Origin of the sequence: Gordonia tangerina, from assembly GCF_021556435.1 — a bacterium.
GTDB classification, from domain to species: Bacteria; Actinomycetota; Actinomycetes; order Mycobacteriales; family Mycobacteriaceae; genus Gordonia; species Gordonia tangerina.
The window spans coordinates 575,988-590,323 of record NZ_JAKGCU010000001.1 but is presented as its reverse complement, the minus strand read 5'-3'; the positions used below and the strand labels follow the sequence as shown (position 1 = coordinate 590,323).

Genomic DNA, 14,336 nt, shown 5'->3' with positions numbered 1-14,336 from the left:
AACAAACGGTGACGCTCGCAAGCTCGCTCCCCAGGAATCCGGAGGTGAAGCTCGTTCCAGGGGGAACAGGTGGTGACGGGCCTCAGTAGCCACCGGAGACAGATGCCATGCGCCGCAACTGGATGGCCTTGTCGATCCCGACAAAGGCCGGCGCGACCAGCGACAGACCGAGGACGACGAGCCACTGTCCACCCGAAAGCGACACGGTGTCCAGCAGACGTTGGAGCATACCGAGTTCCACGGCGGCCCACGCCAGCGACCAGCCGCCGATCAGCCACCCGAAGTACGGGAACACCGGCGACGACCACGGCGCCTCACGTTCCCGGCGCATCACCACGCCGAGGTTGACGCCGCTGAAGGCAACCACGGCGAACGCCATCGTCATCGCCACCGAACCGCGATCGGCGGACGGCTCGTCCGGCCCCCACTGCAGAACTGCGAGCGCACTACCCGCGATCAGGAAGCCACTGATCACCCAGCGAGCGATCTGTGGGCCGTTGACGATCCGTGTTCCCGGGGCGCGTGGCGGCCGCTGCATGACGCCGGGATCGGAGGCGTCGACGATGAACCCGACCACCACCGTCACGATGACGAAGAACTTGCAGAACAACAGCTGCATCGGCAACAGTGCAACGCCGCCGTTGATGTTGAGGATCGTCGCCAACACCATCATCTGCAGCACCGCCGACAACACGGTGAGCTGCAACCGGATGTAGGAGGAGATGCGTCGATAGATGTCGCGGCCGAGTTCGACCGCGCGCACCAGGGTGGCGAAGTTATCGTCGGTGAGCACGATCTTGGCGGCCTGTTTGGTCACCTCCGAGCCGCTGCCCATGGCCACGCCGATGTCGGACTGTTTGAGAGCCGCCGCATCGTTGACGGCATCGCCCGTCATCGCGACCACGTCACCGTCCTCCTGCATGAGCCGGGCCAACCGCAGTTTGTCCTCGGGCGCGACCCGGCCGAACACATGCAGGTCGGGCAGTTGCGCCCGGACTTCGTCGTCGCCGAGATGTTGCAGATCGGTGCCGGTGATGACGCCGGGTCCCAGACCGAGTTGGTCGGCGATGGCCCGAGCGGTGATGGTGTGGTCGCCGGTGATCATCCGGACATCGATCCCCGCCCCGAGCGCGGTGTGCACAGCCGCGGTCGCCTCGGCGCGCAGCGGGTCGATGATGCCGACGAGCCCGATCAGCACGAGATCACCGACGGCGGCCATCGGGTCAGCAGTGGCGGCTGCCATTGCGGTGTCGTCGAGCCCTTTCGCGGCGAACGCGAGCACGCGCAATCCCTTCTCGGACAGCTCCCGGTTGGCGTCGAGGATGTTCTGGCGCATCTGGTCGACGGGCACGATATCGCCGTGCCGCAGCGCGTGGGAGCACCGATCGAGCACCACGTCCGGCCCTCCCTTGACCACCACGAGATGGGGCTGGTCCACCACGGTGCCGTGGACTGTGTCGGGACGGTCGTGGAATGTCGCCATGAACTTGTAGTCCGAGTCGAATGGGACCTCGGTGACGCGCGGGATGGCTCGGCGTGTGACCTCGGCGTCCACCCCGATCTTCGCGGCCAACACGACCAACGCCGCCTCGGTCGGATCGCCGATGATCGATTCGTCGTCGGCGACTGTGGCGTCCGAACACAGACACAACCCCAACGCGAGTGGCGTGAAGTCGGGCAGATCGCCTGCCGCGCCGAGGATTGCGCCGGTCTTGGCGTAGCCGGAACCCTCCACGCGGAACCATTGGTCCCCCGCATACAGCGCCGTGACGGTCATCGCGTTCATCGTCAGCGTGCCGGTCTTATCGGAGTTGATGACGGTGGTGCCGCCGAGGGTCTCGACGTCGGCGAGCGACTTGACCACCGCCTTCTCGTCGGCGAGATGTTGTGCACCCGAGGACAACATCGTCTGCACGAAGGTCGGCAGACCGGTGGGGATGGACGCGATCGCGGTGGAGATACACAGTAACGCAAGCGTTTCGCCGTTCTGTCCGCGCAGAAGTCCGATGATGCCGATGACCGCGACGGCACCCCAGGCGAGGAAACCGAAGACCTTGGTCATCCCGTCGAGTTCGCGCTGCAGCGGCGACTTGGACCGTTTGGTTGCGGTGACCATGTCGGCGATGCGGCCCATCTGCGTGCCGGCTCCGGTCGCGGTCACCACGAACTGCGCCGACCCACGGGTGACCTGGGTGTTCTGGAATGCCATGTTGGTGCGGTCACCCAGCGCGACCTCCGTGCCCGCGATCGGCGCCGAGTCCTTGGGCACCGGCGCACTTTCACCGGTCAGCGCGGCCTCCTGAACCTCCAAAGTCGCGGAGTTGAGGAGTCGTCCGTCCGCCGGAACGAGGTCGCCCGCCTCCACCAGCACGATGTCGCCGGGTACCAGCTCGGCGGCCGGCACCTCGGCCACCTGTCCGTCACGGCGCACCCGCGCCACCGGAACCTGCAACTGGGCGAGCGCGTCGACGCTGGCCTGGGCTTTCATCTCCTGTTTGGTGCCCATCACCACGTTGAACACAACCAGCAGCCCTACCACGATGCCCGTGGCGAACTGGCCGATCGCGAAGCTGGCGACGGCAACGATGAGCAGCATGATGTTCATCGGATTCGCCAGCTGACCACGGGAGACCGCCCAGAGTGTCGGCGGCGGCTCGGGAGTCACCTCGTTGGGGCCGAAACGTGCCAACCGACCTGCGGCCTCCGCGGACGTCAGCCCGACGCGGGCGTCGACGTCGAGCGCGGCGGCCACGCCGGTCGTGTCGCGGAGGTAGGCATCGGTCAAAGGCGCTGCGACACCAGTGGAAGCCATGGAAGTGGTCCTCTCAGAGAGCCCGTGGGCGGCCTCACGACCAGGCGAGGACCGCCCCGCCTTCTCGGCGAAACACCAGACAATCATGCCGGACGATCGGGCGCGATGCCGGATTTCACCGATCTCGAGCGCACAAAATCGCAAACCACCTCGCGGTTCGCGATTGAGATCGACCCCGTCTGGGTATCTCCCGGTGCACTCGAGTGAGGAGAAACATCATGGACACCGCAGTCTGGATCATTCTGGCCGTCGTCATCGTGATCGTCGTACTTGCAGTCATCGCCCTTTTCTTGCGTCAGCGCACCGTGCGGCGCCGCAGCAAAGCACACGAGATCCGCGAGAACGCCACTTCGCAGGTGTCCGAGGTCCGCCACCGCGAGGCGATCGCCGAGGAAGCCGACGCCCGCGCTCGCAAGGCCCAGGCCGAAGCCGACGCGAAGGCCGCCGAGGCCAAACAACTCAACGAAGAGGCCCAGACCCACCAGGGCCACGCCGCTAAATCCCGTACCGAGGTCGAGCGCGAGTTCGCGCGCGCCGACAAGCTCGACCCCGACGTCAAGAACGACCGAGGCACTCGCAACGGAGCATCGCCCGAGGTTCCCGTGGAGCCCGGACCCGACGACACTCCGACCCACCGCTGAGTACGCCCGCCGTGCGGCTCTGACCGCGCGGCGAGCACGCGCCCGTCACCATCCACGCAGAGAACCGATTCCGACATTTCGGTACCGGCAACACCCGGCTCGCAGCAAAATCGCGCAGGTCGGCTCGGGCCCGGCCGCGATTTCCGTGCGGACACTTCGTCGAACGCGAGGTGCGGAGGCCGCCGCCATGTCCACCAGCCCTGCCCGGTTCACCAGTCCTGCTCGGTTCACGAGATCTGCTGCGCGAGTATCGTTTCGGGTGACAATGGCGGTCGCCGTCGTCTTGTGTCGCGGCCGCCGCGCTGATTTCTGTGCCGGCTCATGCCGACACGGTGTCCGCGCTGACGAAGCGGTAGGTGGAGACGTTCTATCCGTTGTGGTTCGCGCAAACCCAGTTCGACGTCGCCCCGCACAACGGACTCATCGGACCGACACCATCTCGCCGCTCTATCAGGGCGTCGTGGACATCAATGACGACACCCTGTATGCCAGTTCGCCTGTCGACACCTCGGTCGGGCCGGTGATGGTGACCGTACCCAACACACCGGTCAGCTATTCGGGCCTATTACTCGATGCCTACGGAAACGTCTACGACTCGCCCCACCGCATCCGCCCGGTGGCCGAGTTCGCCCTTCCCGTCAAGACCCTCGCCGACACGCTGATCCAAACCGCACCAGTCGAGTTCTTGCGTCAAACCCAACGTGCGGCCGACAATGCGGCGCGGGTGCCTTCTTTTGTCGCCCGACAGCGCACCCTGGCAACCGCTTTCGATCGGACCTTCGCCGTCGGCACCGATCTCATCCGCGCTGATCAACAACTACCTCGGAAACCGGTACCGCAACAATTGGATCCATTTCACCAACCTCGGCAACTGGGGCGACAATGTCCTCGACCGCGCGTCGCTCACCGAGCTCATCCAGTTCGGCAACGGAATCGCCACCGCCGCCTATTACCACGCGTTCCGCGACCAAGCCGGCGTACTGCTCGACGGCAGCCAGGCCCGGCGGCTACGTCCTCACCTTTCCGGCATCGGTGATCCCCGAGGCCTCCCGCTTATGGTTGTTGACGGCCTACACGCCGAATTCCATCGAGATGATCCCCAATCCGATCAACAAGTATGTCGTCGCCGGCTACACACCGGGCCTGGTTCGCGACCGCGACGGTTCCATCTCCATTCACATCGCGCGGGTGCGGCCTCCCGGAGTGCCAGAGGCGAACTGGTTGCCAGTCGGCTTCCGTCCCTTCAATGTGATGCTGCGCCTCTATGGCGTCGCGCCCGGATCAGCCGCGGCGAACAACACATACGTGCCACCACCGGTGGTGCCGCGGTAGCCCGGCCGGGAATCAGACCAGCCCGGCGTCCACGACCAAGTCGACTCCAAGCGCCCCGCAAGAGCCGATCGACAAGCTGACGGCAACTCAGCTACCGAAAGGCTTTCCGATGTCCACCCACGCGTCCACCCCGCAAACGCCCATCACCTACATCACCGACGAACCCCCACACCCCAGCGCGCGGTGGCCACTTGCTCGACACTGCGCACTCCTGCTGGCCACGGTCGGACTCGCCGCGATGACGGCGTGCAGCGTCTCGATCGGTACCGACGACTCAGCGGTGGAATCCACCTCCGACATCACGATCGGTGACTGCCTGCAGATCGACGACGAAGCCGATGACCAGGGGAACGTCCGGGCCACCACCATCGCCTGCGACGCCGACGGACTCACCTTTTACGCCGCCGAGACGGTCGCCGCCGACGCCGACTGCGCCGGGGACAACAGCGCAAGCCTGTCCTTCGACGGAGATCCGCAGAAGCTCTGCATGACTCCCAACTTCGTCGACAGCCGGTGCTATCAGATCCCGTTGCCGGGCGGACAACTCGTCGACTACCGGGAGTCGGACTGCGCGGCCCCCGCGGCCACCGACACCGTCATCGCCAAGGCCGTCACCCGTTCGGACGACTCGATCACCTGCGCCGCCGATCAGACCGCGTGGGTGTTCTCCGAGCCGGAGGCGATCGGATACTGCCTGCGTGCGGTCGAACCCGCCTGAGCCGTTGCGCCGTCCGTCCGAGAGCGACGCCCGTCCGGTGTATCTGTCTGCAGCCTCAGCAGCCACCAGCGTCAATTATCGTCGCCGCCCACCGCTGGCACCGCAGACAGATACACCGACCGGTGGCCCATCGGTGCCGGTGCTCCGCGACCTCGCGGCAACTCGCCCGCAGCCGCTGTACCCGACCACCGCGCGGTGAGCGCAACTCAGAAGTCGAGGCTTCCGCTCCCGATTCCACCTCCCGCACCCGAGGTGGTCTGCACGCGCACCGAGGCACTGCCGATGTCCAGGTCGGCGATGCTGGTGCAGGTCACGGTGACGGTGTAGTCGGTGTCGGCCTGCAGGTTGGTGATCGTCAGGTCCGTCGCTCGGTTGGGTGCAACAGGTACCGGGTTGCTCGGAATGGACACGTTGACACCGTCCGGGAGTCCGTCGGGCTGCGCCACGGCGAGGCACAGGTATGTGCCGGCGCCATCGTCACCTCGGGCGACCTGCACGGTCACCGAATTGGCGGTCTCCCCCGCCGACGTCACCCCGAATTCGGGAAGCGCAGCGGCCGCGTTGCCCGCCGCGGCGACACCGACTCCGAGGGCCGCCGACAAACCCACTACAGAACAGAGAATTTTCTTTGCCATGGCGACCGAAGGTATCAGCCCGAACGTCCTCCAACAATCCATTCTCGTCACCTTTTTCGCCATTCTCATTCTCCACGCCCGTTGAGTTGCGACTGCGCGAAGATGGCCTGCGGCAATACTTTTGGTCGTACTCGTGCAATCGAATATCGTGTCCGACGGCAGTGCGGAAATGCCATCGACGGACAAGTGCCGAAATGACACTGCCGACCTGGTGTTCCGCGTCGGTGGCACACCGGTGACGTGTGCGACCGCGGCGCGGTAGTCTCCGGCAATGGCGCACCACGTCCAGAACTCCGATCGCACTCTCGTGCTGTTGCACGGTGCGCCGCTGACACCGGAGATCTGGGCGGACACCGTCACACATCTGAGTGGGCGGACAGTGATCACGCCCGATTGCACGCATGTGCCGAACTCCCGTGATGCGCAATCGATCCTGGCCGAACAGGTGGCTGCCGACCTCGAGGGTGATCTCGATCTTGTCGGGCACTCGTTCGGTGGGCAGATCGCGATCGACCTCGCGCTGGCGCACCCCGATCGGGTTCGGACGCTGACCGTGCTGTGCACCCGCGACACCCCGTTCCCGGCGTTCGGACCGGTGGCCGCGCAGGTCCGCGCGGGGTCGGGACCATCGGTTGTCGGGTCGCTGGCACGCTGGTTCACCGCCGCCGAACTGATTGCCGACTCTGATGCGGTGTGTGCTGCCCGAGAACAACTCTCCCAGGCCGACACCGAGGATTGGGCTGCCGCTCTGGCCGCAATCGCCACCTATGACCGATGGTCGCGGACGAGCTCCCTGGCCATGCCGGTCACCGTGGTGGCCGCGGGTAAGGACGGCGTGTCCACGCCCGAGGTCATGGCCGATCTCGCCCGACGCATCCACGGTGCCGAGTTCGATCTGCATCCTGACTGGTCGCACATGTCGGCCTTCATCGACCCGAAAGCATTGGCAGGGCTGATTCAACGCGCCACCGCAGCCGATCACGCCGAGTGATCGATCCCCTCCGATCGATCACTCGGCGCGGGGCACCGCAGTGTGCGTATCAGCTGGTGTCAGAACGTGTTTCCGGATTCGCGGTGGGTGTCGCGGTTTCCGATGGCGGCGTTGTCGAGGCGCTAGGCGCCGCACCGGACTTCGGCGCGCTCACCGACTCGTCTCCCCCGCCGGATGCCTCTCCGGTGTCCGACCCGTTCCCGTTGCCGTTGAGTTGATCGGAGTACATCTGCACGAAGTGCTGATGGGTCATCGGCGTGACCTTGTGTTTCTCGTGGCGCAGACCGATAAACAGCGTCGGGATCATCAATGTCACCAGGATGAAGATGGGTAGGCCGACCACCGTGATCACTTCCTGCAGCGCACTGAGTCCGGCCTCGCCGCCGACGACGATGAGCGTTGCGGCCACCGCGCCCTCGGTGAGTCCCCAGAAGGCGCGCTGACGGATCGGGCCGGCTTCGGCATCGCCTGAACACAACATGTCCACCACCAGGGATGCCGAATCCGACGACGTGGCAAAGAACAACGCCACCACCACGACGGCAATACCCGAGATCAACGTGGTCAGCGGGAAGTTGTCGAAGAACTCGAACATCGCCAACGGCACACTCTCGGCGACGGCCTCGGAGATCGGGCCGCCGTCACCGCCGATACCGTCGATCTCCATGGCCGACCAGCCGAAGATCACGAACCAGACCAGGGTGAACAGCGACGGCGCGACCAGCACACCGATCACGAACTGGCGGATGGTGCGGCCGCGGGAGATGCGGGCCAGAAACACCCCCATGAACGGCGCCCAGGTCACCGTCCACGCCCAGTAGAACACCGTCCAGCCGCCCTGCCAGCCCCAACCGCCGTCCTTGGTGAACTCGGCCATGGCGTCGTTCCAGAAGGCAAGGGGCACGACGTCGGAAGCATATGTGCCCAGACTCTCGATCAGCTGCCGGAGCAGGAACACGGTGTCGGAGAAGATGAGCACGAAGATCATCAGGCCGACCGCCACCAGGATGTTGATGTTGGAGAGCCGTTTGACGCCTTTCTCCAAGCCCACCACGATCGATGAGGTCGCGACGATCGTCAGCGTGGTGATGATGATGACCTTGGCCCACACCGAGTCCGGCAGACCGATGAGTTCGCTGAGACCGGCGTTGATCTGCGAGGTGCCCAGACCCAACGAAACCGCAAGCCCGAAAACTGTTCCCAGCACCGCGACGACGTCGATGGTCTTACCGATACGCCCGTGAATGCGCTCCTTGAGGACCGGATAGAACACCGACGAGACACGCATCGGCAGCTTGTAGCGATAGATGAAGTAGCCAAATGCCAAGCCGGGCAGGGTGAAGATGGCCCACGTGTGCAGGCTCAGGTGATAGAGCGAGATGCTCATGGCATCTTCGGCGGCCTCCGCGCTGTAGGGTTGCACCCCCTCGAACGGCGGATTGGAGAAATGTGAGATCGGTTCTGCCACACCCCAGAACATCAACACCGTGCCGATACCACCGGCGAAGAGCATGGCGAACCACGACAGGTTGGAATACGCCGGTTTGTCATCGTCGTCGCCGAGGCGGAGCCGCCCATAGCGACTGATGGCCACCCAGATCAGGAAGACCAGCCATACCGTCACCCCGAGGATGAAGAACCAACCGAGGTTGGTGACAATCCATTCACGGCCGGACCCGAATGCGTCACCCACCCAATCCTGGAAGATCAGGAACAGCACCAGCAGTAAGATGGTGAGCCCTGCCGACCAGAAGAAGATCTGCGGGTTCGTCTTGAGACCGAGCTTTCGAGCGAGTGTGTCCACAGGTCGCCGTCTCCATCCTCGACGGCTCGATGTCGGGTCGGGATCGCGCGTGTCGGATGTCGTGTGAACCGTCGACTAGAACCCCAGCATCGTCCCCCGATTCGACGATGGCCACCGATGCAATCGCTTCGTTACATTTGCCCCGATTGCCGCAATCGCGTCGGCTTCCGTTCTGATGCACCCGGAGCCGGCCCGCTCGCCAACCGCTCACGACGCGCCGGTCGGCAGATCCCACGAGAAGTTGACGACCATCCCCTCGGCCCCGTCCATCGTCAGGCGTAGCGGGCCGGTCTCCCCTTCCGCCGTCGAGGCGTCGCAGGTCACGGTGGTGCCCGGTTGAGCGGAGATCTCCTGCTGAGGACACTGGACGGCGGTCAACGTGTAGCCGGTCTGCCGACCGAAGTCCGCGCCGATCGAATCGACGATCGAGGACGCCAACAGCCGCTGAGATCCGTCCTGTACCTGCCAGCTGAAGTCGATGGAGTCGTTGTCGTCGTCCACATTCGTGACCTTCACATCCCAAATCGCGACCACCCCCTTCTCGGTCACCGAGCAGTTGGTGGCGTCGTCGACCTCCGCGTCGAGACCATTGGTGCAGTCGATGGCGTCGAGCGCGTCGCCCGTCTGGGCGGCGGCCTCGTCACCGAGTTCGGTCTCGAGTTGATCGGCGCTGAGACCTTGCGAGTCACCGGTGCTGACCGACACCGAGCACCCGGCGAGAACAATCGCCACCGCAAGGATGGCAAACCGGCTCAGGGATTGGTGTTTGCTGGTCACTGCTACTCCTGTCGCGAGGACGGCCGCGGCGGGCGGGCCAGGTCGTGGAAGGGGCGATCTCAAGGCTGTCATGAACGCGCACCCGTCGAGTGGTCTCGGCACCGAAGGGTTTCGGCGGCCGGTCCGTAGGCCAACGGGACATATCCGACATAGGATCTGGTGTCATGCGGTCCGCGGGTGTCGGCAGTCCGGTCCTGATGGAGCGTGACGACGAGTTGCGCATCCTGACCGATGTGCTCGCGCGAGCCGCAGACGGCGACGGCGAGGCAGTCGTGGTCCGTGGGCCTGCCGGCATCGGAAAGACCTCCCTGCTCGAGGCGTTGGCGCAGCGGAACGAACAGTTCCGGACGTGCCGTTATCGGGGTCGCGCCAGCGAGGCCGGCCAGCCCTTCGCCGCCATGGTCGGTTTGCTCGATCAGGCGGTCTTCGACACCGATCCCGCGGTGTTCCGGGGTGCCAGTGCACTGAGTCTGCCTCTCTTCTTCGAGGGCGAGCGAACCGATCTGCACGAGTTCCAACTACTCCACGGCCTGCATTGGCTGACCATCAGCCTCAGCGAACAGCGACCGCTGCTACTCATCGTCGACGACGCACAGCTCGCCGATCCCCAGTCATTGCGTTTCCTCCGGTACCTGGCCGACCGACTCGCGGGTCATCCGATCGCCGTGGTCGTGGCCGCGCGCAGCGCGACCCCCGCCCCGCCCGAACTCGACGAGCTGACGGGCGCGGCGCACCGACGCCTCGAACCGCAACCACTCAGTCCGGACGCAACCCGTGACCTCCTCGCGACCCTCAGCGGCCTCGACGATCACGCCCTCGACGCGGTACTACCCGCGCTGACCGAACGCACCGGCGGCAACCCGTTCTACGTCTGCGAGTTCGCCCGCCATCTCGCGGCGCGGGGCGCTCGCCTCGACGAGGTGCCGGCGACCATCGTCGAATCGACCGATCGCCGGCTCGCCACCGTGGGCCGCGCAGCGCGGTCGATCGCGGTCGCGGCGGCGACATTGGGTGAATCCGCTGTGCTCGGCGACATCGTCGAGTTGGCGCGGGTGTCGACGGCCGAAGCCACCTCTGCCATCGACGAACTCATCGGCTCCGAACTGCTCGACCCCACCGACCCGCGACATTTTCGTCACCCGTTGCTGCGCGACGCGGTGGCCGGGACCGTACCACCCGGTCATCGACTCGACCTCGCACTTCGTGCCGCACAGCTGAACTCGGCACGTCACCCGGTCCGTTCGGCCGAACACCTGCTGCAGGCGGCACAGCTCGCGCCGTTCGACCGCCCGTGGGTGGTTCCCACCTTGACGGCTGCGGCCACCGTCACCTGCGGGCAGGGCGGCAGTACGCGAGCGGTCGCCTATCTCGAACTCGCACTTGGCGAATCGTTGGACACAAGCGCCGAGATCACGATCCGCCATCAGCTCGGCAGACTGTACGACGAGGCGAAGGACCCGAAGGCGCTCGATCACCTGCACCGGGCGTGGGAACTCTCGCGAGACCTCACCGACGCACCCGCGATCGAGATCGTCGAGGCGTATGCGACCGCACTCTTTCATGCCGCGTTACTCGAGCAGGCCGGCGAGGTCTGCCGCGCGGCGCTGGCCACCGTGGACCAGACCTGCGACTACACATCATGGTTGCGGTTGGAGGCCGCAGCGCTCAACGCCGAGGCGATCTCTCGTCGCAACCGCGGCCGCCCAGCAGAACTGCGGCCCGTGGTGTGCGGTGCCACCACCCCTGCCCAGCGTGCGGTGCTGGCACATGTCGCGTGGGATGCCGCGGTGCGCGCGGCAGCCGGTCACCGGGAGGTCGCCGACCTCGCCCGGCGCGCGATCGGTGGAACAGCCCTGATCTCGGAGGTCGGGTCGGCCTCCCCGGTCTTCATCTACGCCGGCAGCGCCCTGGCCTGGACCGGCGAGTATCAGGAGGTCGACGAGTTCGCCACCGCCGGGATCACAGCCGCAGTCGGCAGCGGGTCGCTGGTCGGCGTCGCCTACGCGACGGCGTTGCGCGCGGGCAACTCCGTCTACCGCGGCGCGATAGATCAAGCCGAGACCGACGCACACCGAGTCCTCGACGAGTTGGCCAATGTCGATCCGATGTGCTTCGCGATGACGGTGGGATGGCAGATCGAGGTCGCGGTGGAGCGGGAGCACTGCGCCGGCGCCATGTCGATGCTCGAGCACTACGGACTGAACGGTGAGCTTCCGGACATCGGCACGATCGACACGTTGCTGCTGTCGAGGGCCCGGCTGTTCGCCGCACTCGGCAACCACGAGCGTGCGTTGGCAGACCTCGCCGAGGTGAGCGAGCGCGGCCATCGGTCTGCCTATCTCAATCCGGTCGCGTCGCCGTGGCGCTCGATGACCGCGACCGTCCGGTCGCTGCAGGGCACATTCGACACACGCTGCCGGGATCTGCTCGAGGCGGAGTTGACCGAGGCCCGGCGTTACGGCGCACCCCGAGCCGTCGGCCAGGCGTTGCTCGCGCGAGCACAGCTCCGATCGGGGGCAGCAGCGGTGGCGGACCTGCGGGAGGCTGTCGAGATTCTTCGTCCGTCGCAGGCCGCGCTGGTTTTCGCCGAGTCGCTGGTCGAGCTCGGCGCCGCGCCCGAATCCGGCGACGTCGCCGAGCGCCGCGACCTGTTGCGTACCGGAATGGACGCGGCACATCGATGCGGTTCGTGGCGACTCGTGTCGCGGGCGATGAGCGCACTGCGGGCCACCGGTGCGCGACCGCGTCGACCTCAGGTGACCGGACTGCAGGCGCTCACACCGCAGGAACGCCGCGTCGCCCAGTTGGCCGCCACCGACATCGGGAACCGGGAGATCGCCGAACAACTGTTCCTCACGCGCCGAACGGTGGAATTGCACCTGACCCACACCTACCGCAAGCTCGGCATATCCGGGCGGGCGGAACTCCGGCCTGCGCTTGCGCCCTGAGCCGCGTGACGCCTGCGATGAGTGGGAGTACAACCGGACCGTCGACCCAGTCAGAGTTGGCGCAGGTCGTTCAGGTGACTTACGCTCGTGCGCATGCTCGACGACCTCGACCCTGCGGCACGTGCCCAGGCGCGCCAGTTGGTCAACGAACTGGAACGCGCAGCCGACGCTCTCGTCGACGAGATGGAGAGCGTACCCAGCAGTGCCGCCTCCGCGGCCAAACGGGCCGAGTTGTTCGAGGTACGCGGCTACATCCAGCGCCTACAGCAGCGGTTCGGGCTGAACGCCGCCCACGGCTGAGCCGACGATTTCCTGAGCCGATCGCGATGTCGGCGAGTGTCAGTCTTCGTGATGCGGCGGCGCGAGGTGCGAGTCCGCCATCGGGGCGGAGCCGTTGCCGTTGAGCGACGCGTTCGCCCTACGCTCGACGAGCAGCGGAACGAAGTCCCGCACGCGGATGCCGTCGAAATGTCGATACGCGGCCTCGACCGCGGCCGCCACCGTTTGACTCGGACGATCCGAGTAGGCGGCGATCAATCGTTCCTGCACTTCGCCGATCTGCCGTCGTTCGTCTGCGTCCTCCACAGGACAAGGCTAGGGGTCACCATCAGACGCGGCCCGACAAACCGGACACTGTTCATGGACTGTTCATCGATCTGCATTCGAATGGTGCTCGCGTTTCGGCCGTCCCGTGATCGGGCCCCGGCTGGTGGCGCTCAGAACGCCGACGGCACCCTGGTCACCGGGAGGGACGGCCCCTCGTAGGCACCCACTGTTCGTTTCGGAAGCTCCACGTCGGGCGCTTCGAGCGGAGTGTAGGGCACCAGCCCGAGGAGATGGGTGAGGATGTTGAGCCGACCGCGCTTCTTGTCGTCGGTGTTGGCCACATACCAGGGCGCCCAGCCAGTGTCGGTGTAGCGGAACATGTCGTCGCGGGCACGGGTGTACTCGTCCCATCGGGTGTAGGACTTCAGGTCCATCGGGGAGAGTTTCCAATACTTACGGGGGTCGTCGATGCGGCTCTGCAGCCGTAGGGTCTGCTGGTCGTCGCTGACCTCTAACCAGTACTTGATCAGCAGGATTCCCGACCGCACCATGGCCCGCTCGAACTCGGGAGCATCGGACAAGAACTGTTTCGACTGCTCTTCGGTGCAGAAACCCATCACCCGCTCGACGCCCGCACGGTTGTACCAACTGCGGTCGAAGATGACGACCTCGCCCGCCGCGGGAAGGTGGGGTACGTACCGCTGAAGGAACATCTGGGACTTCTCGCGTTCTGTGGGTGTCGGCAACGCGACCACCCGGAAGATCCGGGGACTGACCCGCTCGGTCAGGGCCTTGATGACGCCGCCCTTGCCGGCGGTGTCGCGGCCCTCGAAGACGATGCAGATCTTGGCGCCGGTCGAGCGCACCCACTCCTGCATCGCCACGAGCTCCGCGTGCACCTGCTTGAGCTGTTCCCGATACTCCTTGTTCTTCATCGGTTTGCCCTCGACCGGTTTGGTCTCGCCAGGCTTGTTGTCGATCGGCGCCGACTGGCCCGAGCCACCGGTTGAGGTGTCGTGCCCGGCGCGGCCCCCGTCGCGCTTCTTCTTCGACTTCTTCCCCATGGCGCCACCCTTCCCTTCGCTCCCCAGACCATGTGTCGCACCGTGTTCGACGTGTCCGAGATGCTACG

General features: G+C 65.8%; 12 protein-coding genes and 1 pseudogene. 7 read left to right on the top strand and 6 right to left on the bottom strand.

The window, feature by feature from the left end; translation table 11 throughout:
- Positions 1–82: 82 nt before the first annotated feature.
- Entirely contained in the window at positions 83–2,812 is a 2,730-nt protein-coding gene (locus L1892_RS02735; protein WP_235721889.1) for a cation-translocating P-type ATPase, read from the bottom strand.
- Positions 2,813–3,030: 218 nt separating this feature from the next.
- Here L1892_RS02735 and L1892_RS02730 point away from each other — a divergent pair, with 218 nt between their 5' ends.
- The 4 genes and pseudogenes from L1892_RS02730 (at position 3,031) to L1892_RS02720 (ending at position 5,503) form a co-directional block, all read left to right on the top strand.
- Complete coding sequence (locus L1892_RS02730; RefSeq protein WP_235721888.1) at positions 3,031–3,453, top strand: hypothetical protein; 423 nt, start codon at positions 3,031–3,033, stop codon at positions 3,451–3,453.
- Positions 3,454–3,640: 187 nt separating this feature from the next.
- A pseudogene (locus tag L1892_RS24995) lies at positions 3,641–4,042 on the top strand (DUF1254 domain-containing protein); the annotation flags it as partial.
- 293 nt (positions 4,043–4,335) lie between these two features.
- Positions 4,336–4,785, top strand: coding sequence for a DUF1214 domain-containing protein (locus L1892_RS02725; protein WP_235721887.1), 450 nt, complete (start codon positions 4,336–4,338; stop codon positions 4,783–4,785).
- A gap of 109 nt (positions 4,786–4,894) precedes the next feature.
- Complete coding sequence (locus L1892_RS02720; protein WP_235721886.1) at positions 4,895–5,503, top strand: pyridine nucleotide-disulfide oxidoreductase; 609 nt, start codon at positions 4,895–4,897, stop codon at positions 5,501–5,503.
- Positions 5,504–5,709: 206 nt separating this feature from the next.
- Here the strand turns inward: L1892_RS02720 and L1892_RS02715 are convergent, their stop codons facing one another.
- Positions 5,710–6,138 carry a hypothetical protein gene (locus tag L1892_RS02715; protein WP_235721885.1) on the bottom strand — a complete coding sequence of 143 codons (429 nt, stop codon included), beginning with the start codon at positions 6,136–6,138 and terminating at the stop codon, positions 5,710–5,712.
- Between the two features lie 271 nt (positions 6,139–6,409).
- Between L1892_RS02715 and L1892_RS02710 the strand changes: the two genes are divergently transcribed.
- Positions 6,410–7,129, top strand: a complete 720-nt coding sequence (locus L1892_RS02710; protein ID WP_235721884.1) for an alpha/beta fold hydrolase — start codon at positions 6,410–6,412, stop codon at positions 7,127–7,129.
- A gap of 49 nt (positions 7,130–7,178) precedes the next feature.
- Here the strand turns inward: L1892_RS02710 and L1892_RS02705 are convergent, their stop codons facing one another.
- Together L1892_RS02705 and L1892_RS02700 are read right to left on the bottom strand one after the other, a co-directional pair.
- Positions 7,179–8,933, bottom strand: a complete 1,755-nt coding sequence (locus L1892_RS02705; protein WP_235721883.1) for a BCCT family transporter — start codon at positions 8,931–8,933, stop codon at positions 7,179–7,181.
- Positions 8,934–9,140: 207 nt separating this feature from the next.
- Entirely contained in the window at positions 9,141–9,710 is a 570-nt protein-coding gene (locus tag L1892_RS02700; RefSeq protein WP_235721882.1) for a DUF4333 domain-containing protein, read from the bottom strand.
- Between the two features lie 164 nt (positions 9,711–9,874).
- Here L1892_RS02700 and L1892_RS02695 point away from each other — a divergent pair, with 164 nt between their 5' ends.
- Positions 9,875–12,658: an ATP-binding protein gene (locus L1892_RS02695; RefSeq protein WP_235721881.1), complete on the top strand. Its 2,784-nt coding sequence runs from the start codon at positions 9,875–9,877 to the stop codon at positions 12,656–12,658.
- Positions 12,659–12,751: 93 nt separating this feature from the next.
- Complete coding sequence (locus tag L1892_RS02690; RefSeq protein ID WP_235721880.1) at positions 12,752–12,958, top strand: hypothetical protein; 207 nt, start codon at positions 12,752–12,754, stop codon at positions 12,956–12,958.
- Between the two features lie 39 nt (positions 12,959–12,997).
- Here L1892_RS02690 and L1892_RS02685 read toward each other — a convergent pair whose 3' ends face one another.
- Together L1892_RS02685 and ppk2 are read right to left on the bottom strand one after the other, a co-directional pair.
- Positions 12,998–13,243, bottom strand: a complete 246-nt coding sequence (locus L1892_RS02685; RefSeq protein WP_235721879.1) for a three-helix bundle dimerization domain-containing protein — start codon at positions 13,241–13,243, stop codon at positions 12,998–13,000.
- Between the two features lie 131 nt (positions 13,244–13,374).
- Positions 13,375–14,268: a polyphosphate kinase 2 gene (gene ppk2, locus L1892_RS02680; RefSeq protein ID WP_235721878.1), complete on the bottom strand. Its 894-nt coding sequence runs from the start codon at positions 14,266–14,268 to the stop codon at positions 13,375–13,377.
- Positions 14,269–14,336 lie beyond the last annotated feature (68 nt).

Bases quoted from the DNA above. Each gene is read 5' to 3' on its own strand.
- L1892_RS02735 (WP_235721889.1), bottom strand. From the start codon at position 2,812: ATGGCTTCCACTGGTGTCGCAGCGCCTTTGACCGATGCCTACCTCCGC.
- L1892_RS02730 (WP_235721888.1), top strand. From the start codon at position 3,031: ATGGACACCGCAGTCTGGATCATTCTGGCCGTCGTCATCGTGATCGTC.
- L1892_RS02725 (WP_235721887.1), top strand. From the start codon at position 4,336: ATGTCCTCGACCGCGCGTCGCTCACCGAGCTCATCCAGTTCGGCAACG.
- L1892_RS02720 (WP_235721886.1), top strand. From the start codon at position 4,895: ATGTCCACCCACGCGTCCACCCCGCAAACGCCCATCACCTACATCACC.
- L1892_RS02715 (WP_235721885.1), bottom strand. From the start codon at position 6,138: ATGGCAAAGAAAATTCTCTGTTCTGTAGTGGGTTTGTCGGCGGCCCTC.
- L1892_RS02710 (WP_235721884.1), top strand. From the start codon at position 6,410: ATGGCGCACCACGTCCAGAACTCCGATCGCACTCTCGTGCTGTTGCAC.
- L1892_RS02695 (WP_235721881.1), top strand. From the start codon at position 9,875: ATGCGGTCCGCGGGTGTCGGCAGTCCGGTCCTGATGGAGCGTGACGAC.
- L1892_RS02690 (WP_235721880.1), top strand. From the start codon at position 12,752: ATGCTCGACGACCTCGACCCTGCGGCACGTGCCCAGGCGCGCCAGTTG.
- ppk2 (WP_235721878.1), bottom strand. From the start codon at position 14,268: ATGGGGAAGAAGTCGAAGAAGAAGCGCGACGGGGGCCGCGCCGGGCAC.